We start from the raw sequence: 19,005 nt of genomic DNA, 5'->3' as shown, positions 1-19,005 counted from the left end.
TCGCCCCGCCTCCTCCCGTCGCGCACCGCCCGACCGGTCAGGCGGTGAGGTGGTGCACGAAGCACCAGCGCCAGTTCTCGCCCGGCTCGGCCGACTGGATCACCGCGTGGCTGGTGTCGTGGAAGTGGCGCGTGGAGTGCTGTGCCGGCGAGGAGTCGCAGCAGCCGACGTGGCCGCAGCTCAGGCACTGGCGCAGCGCGACCCACCGGGTGCCGTCGACCAGACAGCCCTCGCACACCGGGTCGGGCGGGGTCTCCACCGCGGGGTGCTCGCCGAGGTCGTGGCAGGACTGGCCCGGACGCCCGGTCGCGGTGGCGCGCAGCTCCTCGCGCTCCTCGCTGGCGACGTCGAGCATCGACTCCTCGACGTCGAGCATCGCCAGCACGTCGGCGACCACCTCGGCCGGCGTCGTGCCGGCGCTGCGGATCTCCAGCACCCGGCTCCGCTCCGCGGCGAGCATGGCGCGGCGCACCCGCGCGTAGAGGTCGCTGGGCGACTCCTGGCCGCCGACGGTGGCGAGTCGCTCCCAGGCGGCGAAGTTGCGCTGGTCGAGGCGCTGGCGGATCAGGTCGACGGCGCCGTGCTGGTCGTCGTACTCAATGCGGTCGAGCTCCTCGAGGGCGGCCTTCGACGCCTGCTGCAGGAGCGTGGCGCGGGCCAGGGCGTCCTCGGCGGGGTCGGGCGAGGGCACCCGGAGCCGCCGCGCCACCAGGGGCAGCGTCATCCCCTGCACGAACAGGGTGCCCGCCACGACGGTGAAGGCGATGAGCAGCAGCACCTCGCGGTACGGCGTCTCCTCGGGGATGACGAACGCCGCGGCGAGGGTGACCACCCCGCGCATGCCGGCCCAGCCGAGGACGAACGTGTAGGTCCACGGCGCGTCGTGGCCGAGGTCGGGGTCGGGGCCCGGGCGCACCAGCAGGTAGCGCGCCGGGAACACCCAGGCCAGCCGCAGCACGATGACCGCGACGAGGGTGGCCAGGCACACCCCCGCGATCCGGCCGAGCCCGAGGTCGGAGTCCACGGCGCCCTCGACGATCCACCACGCCTGCAGCCCGATCAGCAGGAAGACGGCGTTCTCCAGGACGTAGGCGACCGTGCGCCAGTTCAGCCGCTCCGCGATCCGCGACTGCGCGGTCTGCAGGACGGGCGCCTTGTGCCCCAGCAGCAGGCCGGCGACCACCACCGAGATCACGCCCGAGGCGTGGATCTCCTCGGCCAGCACGTACGCCGCGAACGGCACGACCAGCGACATCGCCGAGTCCATCACGGGGTCGGTGAGGCGGCGGCGCACCTTGGCGACGACGACGAACATCGCCAGCCCGACCAGGGCCCCGCCGCCGGCGGCCAGCACGAAGTCGGCGGCCACGCCCCCGGCGTCCAGCCCGGTGCCGGCGGCCACGGCCAGGGCGGTGCGCAGGAAGACCAGCGCGGTGGCGTCGTTGAACAGCGACTCGCCCTCGAGGATCGTCACCACCCGGCGCGGCAGGCCGATGCGGCGACCGATCGCGGTCGCGGCCACGGCGTCGGGCGGGGCGACCACGGCCCCGACGGCCAGCGCCAGCGCCCACGACACCTCCGGCAGCAGCAGCCTGACGACGCAGGCCACGCCGACCGCGGTGAACACCACCAGCCCGACCGACAGCAGCAGGATGGAGCGCCGGTTGGCGTTGAAGTCGACCAGCGAGGTCTGCTGCGCCGCGGCGTAGAGCAGGGGCGGCAGCAGGCCGAGCAGCACCACGTCGTGGTCGAGGTAGACCTGCGGCACCTGCGGCACGTACGACGCCGCGACCCCCACCGCGATCAGCAGGAACGGCGCCGGCACCTCCAGGCGCTCGGCGAGCACGGTGCACACGAGGACGCCGGCGGCCAGTCCGCACAGCAGCAGGGCGATCTCCACGCCCCCATCCTCCCAGCCCGCCGGGCGTGCGGCCGACCGAGCGCCGCGCGGTGGGCGCCGCCCAGCCGTCGGCCCGGCCGACGGCGGCTCAGCGGACGGCGCCTCCCGGGCTGAGCAGGCCGGTGCCCGAGCCCTGCACGGTCCAGGTCAGCACCAGCTCCTCGCCGCCGGGCGGCAGCAGCGCCGAGGCCACCCCGACGATGGCCTCGGCCTCGAGGTGCACGCTGAGGTGCACGTTGCGGTCGGCCGGCACCTCGAAGGTCACCTGCCCCCACACCACGACGTACTGGCGGCCGTCGATGCTGACGACCGGACGGTGGCGCGAGAGCAGGAAGCGCTCCCCACCGCTGAGGTGCAGGGTGAGGGCGCGCCGCGGCCCCTCGTGGTGGTCGACGTACGCGATGACGCCGGGGGTCCTGGACAGCTCGCTCACACCGAGATCCTGCCCCCTCCCGCCCGCCTCACGCCTCAGCCGTCGGCGAGCGCGCGGATGCGCGCGTCGAGGTCGCGGCGATCCCTGCGGCCGACCCGTGCCTCGACCACGTCGATGCCACCGTTCGGGGAGGCCAGCGCCTGCTCGAGCTCGGGCAGGCTGTCGACGCGCCAGTGGGGCGTGCGGGTGGCGGCGCACAGCGCGGCGAGGTCGACGCCGTGGGGGGTCGCGAAGAGCCGCTCGAAGCGGTCGGCGTGGGCGGGGGCGCCCTGCTCGAGCACGGAGAAGATCGAGCCGCCGTCGTCGTTGACCACGACGACGGTCAGGTCGGGGCGCGGCTCGTCGGGGCCGAGCACCAGCCCGTTGCTGTCGTGCAGGAACGTGACGTCGCCCATCAGCGCCAGCGCACGGGTGCTGCGGGGCCGCCCCAGCGCCGCACCGACGGCGGTCGAGACCACCCCGTCGATGCCGGCGAGCCCGCGGTTGGCCGAGACGAAGCGCCGCTCCCCCACCCCGAAGCGGCTCCCGGGTCCGCCCAGCATCAGGTCGAGGTCGCGCACCGGGTGGGAGGCGCCGACGTGCAGCAGCCCGCCCGGTGGCACGGCGCGGGCCACCGCACCCGCCACGGCGTACGGCGTGAGGGCGGGCTCGGCGGCCAGCAGGGCGTCGAGGCGCCGGCCCACGTCGCGGTCGGCGTCGCGCCAGGCGGCGAGCCAGGCCGGGTCGTCCTCGCCCTCGGCCGCCACGTGGTCGGAGGCCAGGGTGCGGTCGACGCGGTAGGGCCGGCGCGACCAGACCCCGCGACCCGGGGTCGCCACCACCTCCACGTCGTCGCGGGCCAGCAGCCGGCTGACCGGGCGCGACAGCGTGGGGTGCCCGGCCACCACGACGCGCTGCACGCTGCGGCCGAGGTCGGTGTCGAGGAGCAGCCGGTAGCAGCGCAGCGCGTGGGTGCCGGTGCGCGAGCCGCTCGACGGCTCGGCGAGCAGCGGCCACCCGGCACGCTCGGCGAGACGGCGGGCGCGCGGGCCGGCGTCGTCCCCGGCGACCACCACCGTGCGCGGCCCCAGGGCGAGCCGCTCGGGTTCCTCGTCGGGGCCCGCCCCGGGCCGAGGCGGGCGCGGACCGGGCTCCACGGCCGGGTCGAGAGCGGGTCGCCACGGGGCGTCGGGCAGCAGCGGCTCGTCGAGGCGCACGTTGAGGTGGGTGGGCTGCCAGGGGTCGTCGAGCACCGGCACGTCGACCGCGTCGGCGAGGTCGCGCGTCGGCACGAGGCGCCCGAACACCCCCACCTGGTCGGTGCTCTGGTTGGCGTCGGTGCCGCTGAGCCGGGTCGGGCGGTCGGCGGTGACGACCACCATCGGCTGGGCGGCGTGTGCGGCCTCCAGCACCGCGGGGTGCAGGTTGGCCACGGCCGTGCCGGAGGTGCAGACCACCGCGGCGCGCGCGCCCACGCGGGTCAGGCCGAGGGCGAGGAAGCCGGCGGAGCGCTCGTCGACGCGGGTGTGCAGGCGCAGCAGCCCGGCGGCCGCGGCGTCCCAGACCGCGAACGACAGCGGCGCGTTGCGCGAGCCGGGGGCCACCACGACCTCGGTGACGCCGGAGCGCACCAGCGCGGTCACCACGGCACGGGCGAGGTCGGTGGAGGTGCTCACAGCGGCCGATCCTGCCCGACCGCCCGCCGGGCGCGCACCCGGGCGAGGCGGGCCTCCCAGTGGGCGACCCGGTCGGGGGAGGCGGCGAGCCGGTCGAGCGCGGCCGGATCGGGCGCCGGCGCGCGCACCGGGAGGGCGCCGTCGACGGGCAGCAACGGCTCGGTCACCACGTCGTCGGTGAGCAGCTGCACGGTGGACAGCCCGCAGGCGTGGGGCAGCTCGGGCAGCGCGGCGGCCAGGGCCACCCCTGCAGCGATGCCGACCGACGTCTCCAGTGCCGAGGAGACCACCACGGGCAGGCCGATGTCCTCGGCGATGCGCAGGCACGCCCGCACCCCGCCGAGCGGCTGCACCTTCAGCACCGCCACGTCGGCGGCCTCGAGCTCGCGCACGCGGTAGGGGTCGGCGGCGCGACGGATGGACTCGTCGGCGGCCACCGGCACGTCGAGGCGGCGGCGCACCGCGGCGAGGTCCTCCACGGCGGCGCAGGGCTGCTCGACGTACTCGAGGCCGCCGGCGGCGCGGTCGAGCACCGGGATCGCGGCCAGGGCCTCCTCCAGCGACCACAGCCCGTTGACGTCGATGCGCACGTGGCCCTCGGGCCCCAGCGCGTCCCGCACGGCCTCCAGCCTCGCCTGGTCGTCGGCCAGGGTGGTGCCGGGGTCGGCCACCTTCACCTTCGCGGTGCGGCAGCCGCCGCGCAGCACCAGCGCATGGGCCTGCTCCGGGCCCACCACCGGCACGGTCACGTTGACCGGCACGCTGGTGCGCACGGCGGCGGGCCAGTCGCCGGCCGCGGCCTCCTCGGCGCAGCGCAGCCACGGCTCGGCCACCGCGTCGTCGTACTCGAGGAAGGGGCTCCACTCGCCCCACCCACCGGTCGCGGGGTCCTGGAGCAGCACCGCCTCGCGCACGGTGATGCCGCGGAAGCGGGTCGTCATCGGCACCGCGACCACGCGCACCGCACCGGGCGTCACGCCAGGCCCCGCAGCCGCAGCCGGTCGGGCTTGCCGTTGGCGAGCAGCGGCACGGCGTCGAGGGTCACGAGCTGGCGCGGCGCCCACGCTCGCGGGCAGGTCTCGACCACCCAGGAGCGCAGGGCCTCCAGGTCGACGTCGCCCACCACGAACGCCACCAGCCGGTGGCCCCACTCCTCGTCGGGCACCCCGAGCACCTCGGCGGCCTCCACCGCGGGGTGCTCGCGCAGCCGCGCCGCCACCGCGGGGGCCGGCACGTTGACCCCGCCGCTGACCACCACGTCGTCGAGGCGGCCCAGCACCTCCAGGCGTCCGTCGGCGTCGAGGCGTCCGGCGTCGGCGGTGAGGAACCAGCCGTCCACCAGCACCTCACGGGTCAGCACGGGGTCGCCGTCGTAGCCGTCGAACAGGGTGGGGCCGGCCAGGCGCACCCGCCCGTCGCGCCCCAGCGCCAGCGCCACCCCGTCGAGCGGCACCCCGTCGTAGACGCAGCCCCCTGCGGTCTCCGCCGCGCCGTACGTCGCCACGACCCGCACGCCGGCGGCCTCGGCGCGGGCGCGCAGGGCCGGGTCGAGCGGACCGCCGCCGAGGAGCACGGTGCGGAAGCTGCGCAGCGCCCAGACGTCGTCGGGGTCGTCGAGCAGCCGGTGCAGCTGCGTCGGCACCAGCGAGACGAACCGGTCTCCGCGCTGCCCCGCCTGCTGGGCGGCCCCGGTGGCGAACGGCCCGCGGCGCACCAGCTCGGCGCTCGCCTGCGCGAACGACCCGTGGTCCTCGAGCAGCACCGGGTCGTGGCCGGCCACCAGCGAGCGCACCACCACCTGCACCCCGGCCACGTAGGTCGCCGGCAGCGCCAGCAGCCACGGGCCGCTCGACCCGAGCCGCCGCTCGGTGGCCGCCACCGACGCGAGCACCGCCCGGCGCGACAGCAGCACCCGCTTGGGCCGGCCGGTCGAGCCCGACGTGCTCACCACCAGCGGCTCGGGATCGCGCCCGGGCTCGGTCGACAGCCACCCGCGCAGGGCCTCGACCACCTCGCGCGTCGTGCCGCCGATATCCACGCGACCGACCCTAACCACGCGTGGTTCCATGCTCCGCGTGAGCACCCTCCTCGGCGCCGTGCGTGCGCGGGCGCGCAAGGCCGCGCCGCCCACGCCGCTGGCCGGTCGGCTCTCGGTGCAGTCGGTGCTCTACGCCATCGGTGACGGCACCTTCATGACCGCCAGCGCGGTCTTCTTCACCCAGGTCGTCGGGCTCTCCGCGGCCCAGGTCGGGCTCGGCATCACCATCGCCGGCGTCGTCTCGATGCTCGTCGCCGTCCCCGCGGGCCGCCTCGCCGACCGGATCGGCCCACAGCACACCTGGGCCCTCGGCGCGCTCGGCACCGCCGGGATGTACGCCGTGTGGCCGTTCATCGACGGGTTCACCGCGTTCCTGGCCATGAGCATCGTGCTGGAGGTGGTCAACAGCGCCGGGAACGCCGGGCGCGGCGCCTACGTGCTCGACCTGCTCCCCCGGGCGGAGCGGGTGCGCTCCCAGGCCTACATGTACTCCGCGCTCAACCTGGGCTTCACCCTCGGTGCCGCGCTCGGCGGCATCGCCCTGGCCTTCGAGGACGACTCCGTCATCCGGGCGCTGCCCTGGCTGACGGCGCTGCTCGTCGCCGCCAACGCCTGGTGGATCACCCGGCTGCCGGCCGCGCCGCACCGCACGCGGCGCACGGCGCTGCAGGCACCGGTGGCCGGGGCGGCCGTCGACGTGCCGGGGGCGCTGCGCAACCGGGGCTTCCTCGCCACCTCGTTCTTCGCCGGCGTGCTGGAGACCAACCAGGTGCTGCTGCACCTGGTGATCCCGCTGTGGCTGGTGGAGGAGACCGACGCGCCGCGGGTGCTGCTGGCGCTGCTGTTCGGCACCAACACCGTGATGTGCATCTTCCTGCCGATGGCGGCCGCGCGCGGCGTGCGCGACGTCGGCACCGCCCTGCGGGCCACCCGGGTGAGCAGCGCCTTCTTCGTCGTCTCGTGCGTCATCACGCTGGTCACCCACGAGACCGTCGGCCTGCTCACCATCGCGCTCATCTGGTTGGGCCACGTCACCGTCACCGGCGCCGAGCTCTTCCTGTCGGCCGCGAGCTGGTCGTTCGAGTCCGAGCTGTCCGATCCCGACCGCCGCGGGGAGTACCAGGGCGCCGGCAACCTGGGCGGCCAGCTCGGCTACGTCTGGGCGCCCGCGCTCTACACGTTCCTCGCCCTCGAGTGGGGCGCCGCGGGATGGCTGACCATCGCCGCGCTCGTGCTGGCAGCGACCGTGGCCCTGCACCCCTCCGCCCGGGCCGCGCAGCGCTTCCTGGTCCGTCACGACCTCGACCCGGCGCGGTGAGCCGACCCGCGGCTGCTTGAATCCTCGGGTGGCAACCCCCTCCGAGTGGCTCGCCGGTGCGCGCCCGCGCACCCTGCCCGCTGCCGTCTCCCCCGTGCTCGCCGGCACGGGCGTCGCCGCCCACGTCGACGAGGCGGTGTGGTGGAAGGCGCTGCTGGCCCTGGTGGTGAGCCTGGCCCTGCAGGTGGCGGTCAACTACGCCAACGACTACTCCGACGGCATCCGCGGCACCGACGACGCCCGGGTGGGCCCGATGCGGCTGGTCGGGTCGGGCGCCGCGCCGGCCGCCGCGGTGAAGCGGGCGGCGTTCCTCGCCTTCGGTGTCGCCGCCGCGGCCGGGCTCGTGCTCGCCGCGACCACGGCGTGGTGGCTGGTGGCGGTGGGGCTGGTCAGCGTGCTGGCGGCCTGGTTCTACACCGGCGGGGCGCGCCCCTACGGCTACCTCGGCCTCGGCGAGGTCATGGTCTTCGTGTTCTTCGGGCTGGTCGCCGTGGTCGGTACGACGTACGTGCAGGTCGAGAGCACCGACCTCGACGACCTCGGCCCGGCGTGGGCCGCCGCGGTCGGCATCGGGGCGCTGGCCTGCGCGATCCTCGTGGTCAACAACCTGCGCGACATCCCCGGCGACACCGTCGCCGGCAAGCGCACCCTGGCCGTCCTGCTGGGTCAGGCCCGCACCCGCGGCCTCTACACCGCGCTGGTCGTCCTGGCCGCGGCAGCGGTGGTGGCCGTGGCCGCCCTCACCACGTGGTGGGCGCTGGTGGGCCTGACGTTCCTGCTACCCGCCGCTCCGGGCCTGCGACTGGTGCTCGGACGAGCCACCGGTCGCGAGCTGGTGCCGGTGCTGGCCTCCACCGGCGCGGCAGAGCTGGTGTGGGCGGCGCTCGTCGCTGCGGCGCTGGTCCTGGCTGCGTAGGCTCCAGGCATGGGTTTCCTGATCTTCGTCCTGGTCGTCGTCGCCGCCGCGGTCGCGTGGAAGCTCCGCGTCCCGATCATGGCCAAGGTGCTGGGCCAGTCGGAGACCCGGGTGCAGCGCGCGATCGACCGCCGCAAGCGCTGACCCACCGCTGGTCGGCTCAGGCCGGGGGCGTCCGGCCCTGCCGCCGCTCGGCCTCGGCCTGCTCGGCCGCCTCGTCGTCCTCGCGGGCCTTCATCTCCTCGAAGCGCGCTGCAGCGCGCCGGGCCCGCTCGTCGACCCGCTGGGCGAACGCCTCCCTCGGGGTGCGCAGGAGGTAGTAGGACCCGATGCCGCTGATGACCAGGGCCAGCACGAACGACCCCAGCAGGTTGGCCTTGCCGGCGATCAGCAGCCACCCGCCGAGGACGACCCCCAGCGCGGCCAGGAACAGCAGCAGGCGCAGCACGGTGTAGACGAGGAACTCCTTCACACCCCCAGCCTAGGCGCCCCTGTGCTGCTCACCACTCCCGACCTACGCTGGAAGGGTGCTCAGGCTCCTGCTCGTCGTCGCCCTCATCGGGCTCGCGACCTACCTCACCATCCGTGCGGTGCAGCGTCGCGGCCTGCTGCCCCAGGCACCCCAGCGGCCCGCCGCCCGGCAGCGCCCGCCGGCGAAGCCGAAGCTGGTGGCCCCGGACGACGACGAGGACTTCCTGCGCGACCTCGACCGCAAGCGGCTGCACCCTGACGACCCGGACGCCCCGCCCGCTGCGGGCAGCACCCCCTAGCAGCGAACCGCGGACGCACGAGAGGCCCACCACGACCACGTGGTGGGCCTTCTGCATTCACGGCGACCCCCGAGCGCCTCGACGACCCCACGCGGGAATGCCCTGAAATGACTCGTGGGGCCACCCGACCGAAGTCGGGTGGCCCCACGAGGAAAAAGATGCCCGGCGGCGTCCTACTCTCCCACAACCTCTCGGTTGCAGTACCATCGGCGCTGAAAGGCTTAACTTCCGGGTTCGGGATGGGACCGGGTGTTTCCCTTTCGCCATGGCCGCCGTAACTCTGACGGACGCTCCACGATGAGCCGGTAGCCGCCGCCCACCCGGGGCGCCCGCACCTGCACGACGTCGCCGGCCGGGGTGCTCTCGCGGGCATCGGTCGGGCCCGGGACCACCAGCAGCCGCTGCGCGCCCGCGGCGGCGTACCCCTCGCCGAGCGCGGCCACCGCCGTGCGCATGCCTCCTGAGGACGGTCCGATGAAGTTGGCCAGCTGGGCGATACGCACGGCGCCAACGTCGCGTGGTCAGGTGAACGGGTGGGTGGGGCCAGGTGGAGCCCCGATGACTGCCGCCCGCTGCTTCGGGAGGCCACGACGGCGGTGACCGGGGCTCGCCGCGCCGTCGCGGGCCGGCGGCCTAGGGTGCCGACGTGTCCACCGCACCCGCGCACCCCTGGGACGCCCTGCTCGCCGTCGGCGTCGCGCCCGCCTCCCCGCCGACGTACGACGGGCCGCAGCGCTCGCTGGTCGGGACCCACGTGGTCCCCGACACCGAGCTGCCGGGCCTGCCGGGCCTGCCCCGGCCGGACGAGGTGCCGCTCGCGGTGGTGCTGTCGGGCGGGGCCGGCCAGGTGGCCGGGCCGGCGCGCTGGTGCGCCCGGCACGACGTGCCGCTGGCCCGCCTCGAGGTGACCCTGCGCGACCACGACGACCCCGCCGGCAACGCCCGGCGCGTGGTCGCCGCCGTCGACGCCGCCCGGGCGGCCGGCGACCTCGCCGACGACGTCGCCGTGCACGTCGGGGTGCCCGTGGGAGCGCCCACGGGCGCAGCAGGCCCCGGCCCGTCGCGCGGGTGGCTCGCCGCGGCCGACGAGGTGGCGGCCGCCGAGCTGGGCCTCGCGCTGCGCCTCGACGTGTCGGGCGCCGGGCCCGCCGAGCGCGCCGCGCTCGCGGCCTGGCTCGACGCCGCCCTCGACCGGGAAACGCCGGTCGTGCTGACCGGCGGGAGCGGCCACGCGCTGCCGGGCCCGGGCCACCACGGCTGGCTGGCGCTGCTGGCCGCCGTCCGCCGTGCGTTCGACGGTGCCCCGCGCGCGGAGGTCGAGGCCACCCTGGCCTCCACCGACGCCGCCGACCTGCTGGCCACCGAGTCCCTCGGCGGTGCCCGCCGCTGGCTCACCGCGGTCGGGGTCGCCTCCCCCGCCGACGTGGTCACCGCCGCCGACGACCTCGCCGGCCTGCGCGCGCAGGGGGTGCTCGGGTGAGCGCCGACGACCTCGTCGGGTTCGGGCTCGACCACCTGCCCTACGGCGTGTTCTCCGTCGACGGCGACGCGCCGCGGGTGGGCGTGCGCCTCGGCGACCGGGTGGTCGACCTGGCCGGGGCCACCGGTCGCCCCGAGCTGGCCGCGGGCAGCCTGAACCCGCTGATGGCCCTCGGCCCGGTGGTGTGGCGCGAGACCCGCGAGCAGGTGCGCGACCTCGCCGCCACCGGCGCGGCGCCGAGCCTGCCGCTGGACCGGGTGCGGCTGCACCTGCCGTTCGAGGTGGCCGACTACGTCGACTTCTACGCCTCCGAGCACCACGCCACCCGCGTCGGCGAGCTGATGCGCCCGGGCCAGGACCCGCTCCCGCCGCAGTGGCGCCACCTGCCGGTGGCCTACCACGGCCGGGCCGGCACGGTCGTGGTCAGCGGCACGCCGGTGACCCGGCCGCGCGGGCAGGGCCGGCCCACCCGCGAGCGGCCCGACGTGGCGACGTTCGGCCCGACCCGGCGCCTCGACCTGGAGGCCGAGCTCGGCTTCGTGGTGGGCGCGCCGTCGGCGCCGGGCACCGCGGTGGCCCACGACGACCTCGCCGGGCACGTCTTCGGCGTGGTGGGCCTCAACGACTGGTCGGCGCGCGACGTGCAGGGCTGGGAGTACGTGCCGCTCGGGCCGTTCCTCGCCAAGTCGTTCGCCACCAGCGTCTCGGCGTGGGTCACCCCCCTGGCGGCGCTCGACGCCGCGTGGTGCGACGTGCCCCCGCAGCACCCGGTGCCGCTGGACTACCTGCGCCCCGCCGACGGCGGCTCGCCCCGCGGGCTGGACATCGCCGTGGAGGTGGAGGTGGCCGGCACGGTGGTGAGCCGCCCGTCGTACGCCTCGACGTACTGGTCGCCGGCGCAGATGCTGTCCCACCTCACCGTCAACGGCGCCGCGCTGCGCACCGGCGACCTGTTCGCCTCCGGCACCGTCAGCGGACCCGGCGACGACGAGCGGGGCTGCCTGCTCGAGCTCACCCGGGGCGGCACCGTGCAGGTGGCCGGGCGGGGCTTCCTCGAGGACGGCGACGAGGTGGTGCTCCGCTACTCCGCGCTCGGCACCTCGGGCGGACGGATCACCCTCGGCGAGGTGAGGGCCACGGTCCTCCCGGCCGCCGGCTGACCTGGCTGTCCTGGCCGGCTTGGCTGGGCCGGACCGAGCACGGGGGCGCGCAGCCAGTGGGCGCCCACGATGCGCTCCAGGCGCGCCCGGGCACCGCGGGTGAGCAGCAGCACCGGCACCAGACCGGCCACCAGCATCGACCCGAAGACGATGGCCAGGTAGGCCCCGTGCAGCGAGGAGTCGAGCGGGGCGACCAGCCCCAGCACGGTGGAGGCGCCGACCAGCCCCATCAGGCCGAGCCGGCTCAGCGGCAGCACCGCCAGCAGCGGCACGACCCAGAGGAAGTACCAGAGGTGCACCACCGGGCTGAGCAGCACGGTGGCACCCACCACCAGCGCCACCGTGGCCACCGCCGAGGACCGGTCGCCGGTGGGGCGGCGCAGCATCGCCCAGACGGCCAGCCCCAGCGCCGCCGCCGTGCCGGCGTCGCGCACCAGGTCGAGGAAGGTGGCCGGCGCCAGCCCGAGGCCGAGCCAGCCCGCGACGCGGTCGAGGGCGCCGCCGAGCAGCGTCGTCAGCGACAGGGGCGTGTTGACGGTGGCCGGGACGGCCAGCCCGCCGATCCAGCCCGCGCCGGTGCCGGCGACCACCCCGAGGCCGAGCAGCGCCCCCACCGAGACCGCGGCCACGCTGAGCGTGCGGCGCACCCGGTCGGCCAGCGACGCGGCCACCGGCAGCGACAGGAGCACCACCCCGACGCACACCAGTCCGCCGGGGGCCTTGACCCCGGCGGCCAGGGCGCCGAGCAGCGCACCGGCCACCCAGTGCTGCTCGGCGGCCACGACCAGCGCGGCCGCCATCAGCCCCACCATCAGCAGGTCGTTGTGCAGGCCACCGACGCCGTTGGCCAGCATCAGCGGCGACGCCAGCACGAGCGCGCTGGCCAGGCCCGCGTCGACGCCCGCCCACGCCGCGAGGCGCGGCACCGCCCAGGCCAGCAGGACCAGCCCCACGAGGGCCAGGCCGCGGTGGGCCACGACGAGCATCCACGGGTTGCCGGTGAGGCCTGCGGCGAGGTCGCCACCGACCAGCGGCACCGGGCCGTAGGGGGCGACGGTGTCGAACCACATCGGGTCGACGGCCTCCACGACCGGGCCCCGCAGCGCCGACGGACCGTGCTCGTAGGGCGAGAGCCCCACGTGGGTGAGCATGCCCTGCGCGGCGTACGACCAGCCGTCGCGGCTGAACAGCGGCGGTGCGACCACGAGCGGGGCGCTCCAGACGACGGTGGCGTGGCGCACGAGCGCGACCGCCTCGTCGTCGGCCAGGGCGGCGCGGCGACCGCCGGGAGTGGTCGGGGCGAGGCCGGCGACGTGGCGCGACAGCCGCAACCAGGCCGCGGCCAGCAGGCCCAGCCCGAGCAGCACCGTGGCGAGCCCCAGCATCCGACCGGCCTCGGAGGTGCGCAGCGCGACCAGCAGGTGGGAGGACATGATCGGGGCGCTCTGGGGCAGCGTCGAGACGACCAGGCCCCCGAGGAGCACCAGCAGGCTGCCGATCAGGCCACGAGTCAGCACCTGCCCAGGCTAGGGACGCCGGGCGACCCCGCGCGGAGCGCCGGGTGAACGACACGACAACCGGGGTCGACAGGTGCCCCCCGGGACGCGCCGACGCCCCGGGCGGGTGCCCGGGGCGTCGGAGTGCTGCGGGTGCTGCGGGGTGGGTGCGGGGCGGTGCGGGGGCTCAGCGGGTCGCGAGGTCCGAGGAGTCGCCGGTGACGATCACGTAGAACGCCTTGCGGGTGCCGTCGGTGGTGACGGTGCCGTCGCTGTTGCGGGGGCTCACCACGAAGCTCGACGCGTTCTGGGCGCCGGCGGGCGCGCAGTTGGTCGGGCCCGAGGGGGGCGTGGTGGGCGCGCCGGTGTTGCAGCGGCTCACCGCGATCTCGCCGGAGAACTCCGGGTTGGCGTCGGCCGCCGGGGCGCGGCCGGAGGTGACGCCGTCGCCGTTCTGGTCGACGGTGTTCTGCAGGACGACGCTGGCGACGATGCCGTTGTCCGACAGCTCCTCGCCGGCGTTGATGTAGACGTTGCCGTTGGCGCGCAGCGCGTTGCTCGGGCTGCCGGCGGGAGCGGTGTTCGGCAGGGTCGGGTAGCCCTCGACGAGGGTGAACCCGCCGGACTGGGCGGTGATGGTGCCGTCGGTGCCGATGAGGGCCCAGCGACCGGCGCCGTCCTGGCCCGCGGGACCCTCGGGGCCCTGGGGCAGCACGCCGTCGCGGAAGTCCTTGGACTGCAGGGTGCCGTTGCGGACGTCGATGGAGGCCACCGAGTCGTTCTTGATGTCGGAGCCGGTGAGGGAGTTGTTGACGACGTCCGGCGACGAGATGGTCGCGGCGGCGTACGAGGTGCCGCCGGTGGCGACCACGAGGGCCATCACGGAGACGGCCATCGACGGGGAGGGACGGCGGAGCTGAGGGAGCTTCACGGTGGGGCCTTTCCTGGCGGGTGTGACCTGGCGCACGAGGTCGTGACGCCTGCTGTTCGGAGCCGCTCGGCATCCGGATGGGGCGGCGGCGAAGTTCCTTCGGCCGGTCTGGTCCACCACCGTCACTTCCACCCGTTGGGGCGGGGGTCGGCGGGCGCGGCGCGGGTAGCGTCGAGGAGGACCCGTCCCCCGTGAGAGGGCCCTCCGTGCCGCCGTCGCCCGACCGTCCCGACCCCACCGCCCCGCCCGCCGACCCGCCCGCGCCCGACCACCCGGCCCACCCGGCCCGCCACCTCGACCGGACCCCCGCCACCGGTCCCCGCGCGGCCGTGCCCGCGGTGATGGTGGTCGGCGCCTCCTCCGGCATCGGGCTGGCCACGGTGCGACGCCTCGCCGCCCGCGGTGCCCGCCTCACGCTGGTGGCCCGCGACGCCGAGGCCCTCGACCGGGCGGCGCTGGTCGCCGTCGACCACGGCGCGGCCGCGGCCACCGTGGTCACCGCCGACCTCACCGACGCCGACGCCGTGCAGCACGCCGTCGACCACGCGGTGGCCACCTACGGCCGCCTCGACGCCGTGGTCACCACCGCACAGGGCATGGCCTACGGGCGCGTCGACCAGGTGCCGCGCGAGGTGTTCGAGCACGTCGTCGAGACCGCCGTGCACGGCACCGCCAACCTCGCCCGCTCGGTCGTCCCGGTCTTCCGGTCCCAGGGCTCCGGCACGCTGGTCGTGGTGAGCTCGCTGCTCGCCGAGATCGCGGTGCCGTCGATGAGCACCTACGTCAGCGCCAAGTGGGGCCAGCTCGGCCTGGTGCGCTCGCTGCAGCTCGAGCTGCGCCCCGAGCGCGGCCTCCACGTCTGCCTGGTCTCCCCCGGCGCCATCGACACCCCCATCTACGACGAGGCGGCGACGTACGCCGGCAGCCGTGGCTCGGCGCCGCCGCCCGTCGTCGGTCCCGACCGGGTCGCCCGCGCGGTGGAGGGCTGCCTCGACCGCCCGCGCCGCCGGCACGTCGAGGTCGGCCCCGCCAACGTGGTGACCGTCCTCGGCTTCCGGCTCGCGCCGTGGGCCTTCGACCGGCTCGCCGGCCCGCTCGTCGAGCGCGTGGTGCTGCGCGGTCCCGCCGTCGGCCCCGACGCCGGCAACGTGCTCGCCCCGGCCCGCACCGGCCACACCGAGCACGGCGTCTGGACGCTGCTCGGACGCCGGCGCCGCCAGGAGGGCGGGGCGCACTGGCGCCGCTGACGCGCGCCGCCCTCCCCTTCGCCCTCCCCGACCACCGCGACCACCCGGTCACCTCGACCGCCGCCACCGACCCTCCGGAGACTCCTGTGCTCACCCGACTGATCCCCCGCCTGCTGCCCCCGCTGCCCCTGCCCCTCGTGCTCCCGCTGCGTGCACGTCGCTCCGACGACCCCCGCGTCGTCGTGGTCACCGGCGCCTCCAGCGGCATCGGCCGCGCCACCGCCCTGGAGATGGCCGCCCGCGGCGACCACCTGGTGCTGGTCGCCCGCCGCGAGGAGGTGCTCGACGAGGTCGGCGAGGAGTGCCGCGACGCCGGTGCCGCCAGCGCCACCGTGCTGCCCTGCGACCTCGACGACGACCCCGACGTCGCCGCCATGATCGACCTGGTGGTCGAGCGCCACGGCCGCGTCGACGCCGTGCTGCACTGCGCCGGCGTGGTGGCCTACGGCCGTGCCCACGAGCTGCCCGCCGAGACCTTCGACTCCGTCGTGCGCACCGACCTGCTCGCCTCCGCCAACGTCGCGCGCCACACCGTGCGGCGCCTGCGCGAGCAGGAGCAGGGCGTGCTCGTGCTGGTCGGCTCGCTGCTCGGCCACGTCAACGTGCCCGACATGACGCCGTACGTCGTGAGCAAGTGGGGCGTGCGCGCGCTGGCCCGGCAGCTGAAGATCGAGAGCTCCGACATGCCCCACGTGCACGTGTGCCACGTGTCGCCCGGCAGCGTGGACACCCCGATCTACTCCAGCGCCCTCGACTCCGCCGGCATGGTGAACACCCCGCCGCCGCCCAGCATCAGCCCCGAGCGCGTCGCCCGCCAGCTCGCCGCCGTCGTCGACGACCCGCGCCCGCGCGCCCAGACCGCGCTGAGCAACTACGGCCTGATCCTCGCCTTCGCGCTGGCCCCCGCGGTGTGGGACCGCACCGTCGGCCCGGTCTTCGACCTGGTCTCCCGCCGTCGCGACGACAGCGCCGAGGGGGACGACGGGGCCGAGGGGGACGACGGGGCCGTCGACGGGGCGCCGGTCGCCGAGGGTGCGCTGACGTGAGCGGCGAGCGCCTGGTCGCCGACCTGATCGTCGACCGGATGCGGGCCTGGGGCGTGCACCGCGTCTTCGGCTACTCCGGTGACGGCATCAACGCCGTGATGGGCGCGCTGCGCCGCGCCGACGGCGACCCGGTGCTGGTCCAGGCACGCCACGAGGAGAACGCCGCCCTGATGGCGGTCGGCCACGCGAAGTACACCGGCGAGGTGGGCGTGATGATGTCCACCCAGGGCCCGGGTGCGGTGCACCTGCTGAACGGCCTCTACGACGCCAAGCTCGACCACGTGCCGGTGGTGGCGCTGGTCGGCCAGCAGGACACCACCGTGCTCGGCTCGGAGTACCAGCAGGAGATCGACCTCGCCCACCTGTTCAGCGACGTGGCGGCGCAGTACGTGCAGACCGTGCTGGCCCCCGAGCAGGCCGAGATGGTCGTCGACCGGGCGTTCCGCACCGCGCTGGCCACCCGTTCGCCGTGCGTGGTGATCGTGCCCCACGACGTGCAGCAGCAGCCGGCGCCCCAGGCGCTGGGCGAGCTCCCCGCCCACGAGCACGGCGTGGTGCCGACGGCGGTCGAGTGGCGGCGTCCGCACGTCGTGCCGCGCCACGCCGACCTGGTCGAGGCCGCCGCCGTGCTGAACGCCGGCGAGCGGGTGGCCCTGATGGTGGGCCAGGGCGTGCGCGGCGCCGAGGCCGTCGTGCGCGAGGTGGCCGAGCTCCTCGGCGCCGGCGTGACCACCAGCCTGCTCGGCAAGCCCTGGTGGGACGAGACGCTGCCGACCAGCTGCGGAGTCATGGGCCACCTCGGCACCACCGCCTCCGGCCGGCTGATGGAGGAGTGCGACACCCTGCTGCTCGTGGGGTGCAACAGCCCCTGGACGGAGTACTACCCCGCGCCCGGGCAGGCCCGGGCGGTGCAGGTCGACCTCGACGGGCGCCACCTCGGAAACCGCTACCCGGTGGAGGTGGGCCTGACCGGGGACACCACCGACACCCTCACCGCGCTGCTGCCGCTGCTGGAGCCGCGCGCGTCCACCGCCTGGCGCGAGCAGGTGGAGGGCTGGGTGCGCGAGTGGCACGAGATCGCCGCCGAGCGCGCCGCGCTGCCCGCCGAGCCGATCAACCCCGAGCACGTCGTGCGGGCGCTGACCCCCCGGTTGCCCGCCGACGCCCGCGTCAGCGTGGACGTCGGGTCGTCGGTCTACTGGTACGCCCGCCACCTCACCCTGCCGTCCGGGGTGCAGGCCCACCTGTCGTCGACCCTGGCCACGATGGGCTCGGCGCTGCCCTACGGCATCGCCGCCAAGCTCGACGCACCCGACCGGCCGGTCGTCGCGCTCGCCGGTGACGGCGCGATGCAGATGAACGGCATCGCCGAGCTGGTCACGGTCTCGCGGCTCTGGCGCGACTGGGCCGACCCGCGCTTCGTCGTGCTGGTGCTGCACAACCGCGAGCTCGCCGAGGTCACCTGGGAGCAGCGCGAGACCGAGGGCGACCCGCGCTTCGCCGACAGCCAGGCGCTGCCGACGTTCCCGTACGCCGCCTACGCCGAGCTGCTCGGCCTGCGCGGGGTGCTGCTCGAGCGGCCCGACGACGTCGAGGCCGCGTGGAACCGGGCGCTGGCCGCCGACCGGCCGGTGGTGCTCGAGGCGCTGGTCGACCCCGACGTGCCGCTGCTCCCGCCGTTCCCGTCCGGGGAGCAGAAGCTGGACAGCTTCCACCGCGGGCTGGCCCAGGAGCCGGGTGGCAACCCCCGGGCCCGGGCACTGCTCGACGCCCAGGCCGAGCAAGAGGCCCGCCGACGGCGCTGACGACGGCGCTGACGACGCTGTCGGGTGGCGCTGACGGGTGGCTGCGGAACGAAAGAAGCCCCGGGTCGGTGGAGACCCGGGGCTTCTCGTGGCAGGTGAAGGATTCGAACCTTCGAAGGCTACGCCGACGGATTTACAGTCCGCTCCCATTGGCCGCTCGGGCAACCTGCCGGGTGTCCGTCACCCCGGCTTGGCCGGAGGACGACGAGACGGAACAATAGCGCAGCCGCCAGCGCAGGAGAAAACCCCCGCGGCACCTGCACCGACCGCCGGACCACCGGCACGGAGGACCGCACCATGGCCGACTCGTCGTTCGACATCGTCAGCAAGCTCGACCGCCAGGAGGTCGACAACGCCCTCGGGCAGACCGCGCGCGAGATCGCGACGCGCTTCGACTTCAAGGGCACCGGCGCCACCATCGAGTGGCAGGGCGACGAGGCCATCGAGATCAGCGCCTCGGCCGACGACCGCGCCAGCGCCGTGCTCGACGTGTTCCAGGGCAAGCTTGTCAAGCGCGACGTGAGCCTCAAGGTGCTCGACGCCTCCGAGCCGCGCCAGTCGGGCCAGCAGAGCAAGATCGCGATCGCGCTCAAGGAGGGCATCACGACCGAGGACGCCAAGAAGATCTCCAAGCTCATCCGCGACGAGGGCCCCAAGGGCGTGAAGGCGCAGATCCAGGGCGACGAGCTGCGGGTGTCGTCGAAGAAGCGCGACGACCTGCAGGCCGTGCAGGCGCTGGTGCGCGGCCAGGAGTGGGACTTCGCGGTGCAGTTCACCAACTACCGCTGAGCCCCGGCTCGCGCGGCGGGC

The 19,005-nt window shown here is 75.7% G+C and carries 18 protein-coding genes, 1 tRNA gene and 1 rRNA gene; 10 read left to right on the top strand and 10 right to left on the bottom strand.

What is annotated here, in order from left to right; genetic code table 11:
- Positions 1 to 37: 37 nt before the first annotated feature.
- The 5 genes from AC4OR8_RS05240 to AC4OR8_RS05220 all read right to left on the bottom strand — a co-directional run bounded on the left by AC4OR8_RS05240 (position 38) and on the right by AC4OR8_RS05220 (position 6,026).
- Positions 38 to 1,900: a Na+/H+ antiporter gene (locus tag AC4OR8_RS05240; RefSeq protein WP_492164485.1), complete on the bottom strand. Its 1,863-nt coding sequence runs from the start codon at positions 1,898 to 1,900 to the stop codon at positions 38 to 40.
- An 88-nt stretch (positions 1,901 to 1,988) separates the two neighbouring features.
- Complete coding sequence (locus tag AC4OR8_RS05235) at positions 1,989 to 2,333, bottom strand: hypothetical protein (RefSeq protein ID WP_492164484.1); 345 nt, start codon at positions 2,331 to 2,333, stop codon at positions 1,989 to 1,991.
- Between the two features lie 35 nt (positions 2,334 to 2,368).
- The gene (menD, locus tag AC4OR8_RS05230) at positions 2,369 to 3,988 is read right to left on the bottom strand and encodes a 2-succinyl-5-enolpyruvyl-6-hydroxy-3-cyclohexene-1-carboxylic-acid synthase (protein ID WP_492164483.1); all 1,620 of its coding nucleotides are present in this window, start codon (positions 3,986 to 3,988) and stop codon (positions 2,369 to 2,371) included.
- Positions 3,985 to 4,965, bottom strand: coding sequence for an o-succinylbenzoate synthase (locus tag AC4OR8_RS05225; protein ID WP_492164482.1), 981 nt, complete (start codon positions 4,963 to 4,965; stop codon positions 3,985 to 3,987). Before AC4OR8_RS05225 ends, menD begins: the two co-directional genes overlap by 4 nt.
- On the bottom strand, positions 4,962 to 6,026 hold the full coding sequence (locus AC4OR8_RS05220) for an AMP-binding protein (protein ID WP_492164481.1): 1,065 nt from the start codon (positions 6,024 to 6,026) through the stop codon (positions 4,962 to 4,964). The genes AC4OR8_RS05225 and AC4OR8_RS05220 overlap by 4 nt, the downstream gene beginning before the upstream one ends.
- Before the next feature lie 37 nt (positions 6,027 to 6,063).
- Here AC4OR8_RS05220 and AC4OR8_RS05215 point away from each other — a divergent pair, with 37 nt between their 5' ends.
- From AC4OR8_RS05215 to AC4OR8_RS05205, 3 genes are read left to right on the top strand one after another with little or no spacing between them, the layout of a single operon-like run.
- Positions 6,064 to 7,344 (top strand): MFS transporter, encoded by a 1,281-nt coding sequence (locus tag AC4OR8_RS05215; RefSeq protein WP_492164480.1) that lies wholly within the window; start codon positions 6,064 to 6,066, stop codon positions 7,342 to 7,344.
- Between the two features lie 28 nt (positions 7,345 to 7,372).
- Entirely contained in the window at positions 7,373 to 8,260 is an 888-nt protein-coding gene (locus AC4OR8_RS05210; RefSeq protein ID WP_492164479.1) for a 1,4-dihydroxy-2-naphthoate polyprenyltransferase, read from the top strand.
- Between the two features lie 9 nt (positions 8,261 to 8,269).
- Positions 8,270 to 8,404: a hypothetical protein gene (locus AC4OR8_RS05205; protein WP_492164478.1), complete on the top strand. Its 135-nt coding sequence runs from the start codon at positions 8,270 to 8,272 to the stop codon at positions 8,402 to 8,404.
- Between the two features lie 16 nt (positions 8,405 to 8,420).
- On the opposite strand, the gene AC4OR8_RS05200 is transcribed toward AC4OR8_RS05205, so the two are convergent.
- On the bottom strand, positions 8,421 to 8,732 hold the full coding sequence (locus tag AC4OR8_RS05200) for a DUF4229 domain-containing protein (protein WP_492164477.1): 312 nt from the start codon (positions 8,730 to 8,732) through the stop codon (positions 8,421 to 8,423).
- Positions 8,733 to 8,787: 55 nt separating this feature from the next.
- Here AC4OR8_RS05200 and AC4OR8_RS05195 point away from each other — a divergent pair, with 55 nt between their 5' ends.
- Complete coding sequence (locus tag AC4OR8_RS05195; RefSeq protein WP_492164476.1) at positions 8,788 to 9,030, top strand: hypothetical protein; 243 nt, start codon at positions 8,788 to 8,790, stop codon at positions 9,028 to 9,030.
- Between the two features lie 160 nt (positions 9,031 to 9,190).
- Here the strand turns inward: AC4OR8_RS05195 and rrf are convergent.
- Positions 9,191 to 9,307: ribosomal RNA gene (gene rrf / locus AC4OR8_RS05190) — 5S ribosomal RNA — on the bottom strand.
- 369 nt (positions 9,308 to 9,676) lie between these two features.
- Here rrf and AC4OR8_RS05185 point away from each other — a divergent pair.
- Together AC4OR8_RS05185 and AC4OR8_RS05180 are read left to right on the top strand one after the other, a co-directional pair.
- Positions 9,677 to 10,510 (top strand): hypothetical protein, encoded by an 834-nt coding sequence (locus tag AC4OR8_RS05185; RefSeq protein ID WP_492164526.1) that lies wholly within the window; start codon positions 9,677 to 9,679, stop codon positions 10,508 to 10,510.
- A complete protein-coding gene (locus AC4OR8_RS05180) occupies positions 10,507 to 11,670 on the top strand; it encodes a fumarylacetoacetate hydrolase family protein (protein WP_492164525.1) in 1,164 nt (387 codons plus the stop codon). The genes AC4OR8_RS05185 and AC4OR8_RS05180 overlap by 4 nt, the downstream gene beginning before the upstream one ends.
- Here AC4OR8_RS05180 and mptB read toward each other — a convergent pair.
- Positions 11,592 to 13,187, bottom strand: a complete 1,596-nt coding sequence (gene mptB, locus AC4OR8_RS05175; RefSeq protein WP_492164524.1) for a polyprenol phosphomannose-dependent alpha 1,6 mannosyltransferase MptB — start codon at positions 13,185 to 13,187, stop codon at positions 11,592 to 11,594. The two genes, AC4OR8_RS05180 and mptB, sit on opposite strands and share 79 nt — an antisense overlap.
- Before the next feature lie 166 nt (positions 13,188 to 13,353).
- The gene (locus AC4OR8_RS05170) at positions 13,354 to 14,097 is read right to left on the bottom strand and encodes a hypothetical protein (protein ID WP_492164523.1); all 744 of its coding nucleotides are present in this window, start codon (positions 14,095 to 14,097) and stop codon (positions 13,354 to 13,356) included.
- A gap of 191 nt (positions 14,098 to 14,288) precedes the next feature.
- On the opposite strand from AC4OR8_RS05170, the gene AC4OR8_RS05165 reads away from it, so the two are divergent.
- The 3 genes from AC4OR8_RS05165 to AC4OR8_RS05155 all read left to right on the top strand — a co-directional run bounded on the left by AC4OR8_RS05165 (position 14,289) and on the right by AC4OR8_RS05155 (position 18,195).
- Entirely contained in the window at positions 14,289 to 15,344 is a 1,056-nt protein-coding gene (locus AC4OR8_RS05165; RefSeq protein ID WP_492164522.1) for an SDR family NAD(P)-dependent oxidoreductase, read from the top strand.
- 86 nt (positions 15,345 to 15,430) lie between these two features.
- Positions 15,431 to 16,390, top strand: coding sequence for an SDR family NAD(P)-dependent oxidoreductase (locus AC4OR8_RS05160; RefSeq protein ID WP_492164521.1), 960 nt, complete (start codon positions 15,431 to 15,433; stop codon positions 16,388 to 16,390).
- Positions 16,387 to 18,195: a thiamine pyrophosphate-requiring protein gene (locus AC4OR8_RS05155; RefSeq protein WP_492164520.1), complete on the top strand. Its 1,809-nt coding sequence runs from the start codon at positions 16,387 to 16,389 to the stop codon at positions 18,193 to 18,195. The genes AC4OR8_RS05160 and AC4OR8_RS05155 overlap by 4 nt, the downstream gene beginning before the upstream one ends.
- 89 nt (positions 18,196 to 18,284) lie before the next feature.
- Here the strand turns inward: AC4OR8_RS05155 and AC4OR8_RS05150 are convergent.
- Positions 18,285 to 18,366, bottom strand: a tRNA-Tyr gene (locus AC4OR8_RS05150).
- 126 nt (positions 18,367 to 18,492) lie between these two features.
- Here AC4OR8_RS05150 and AC4OR8_RS05145 point away from each other — a divergent pair.
- The gene (locus AC4OR8_RS05145; RefSeq protein WP_492164519.1) at positions 18,493 to 18,984 is read left to right on the top strand and encodes a YajQ family cyclic di-GMP-binding protein; all 492 of its coding nucleotides are present in this window, start codon (positions 18,493 to 18,495) and stop codon (positions 18,982 to 18,984) included.
- Positions 18,985 to 19,005: the final 21 nt, after the last annotated feature.

Source organism: Nocardioides sp. FY1077 (genome assembly GCF_058681775.1).
The sequence above is the reverse complement of the archived record's forward strand: the minus strand, read 5'-3'. Positions and strand labels throughout refer to the sequence as shown.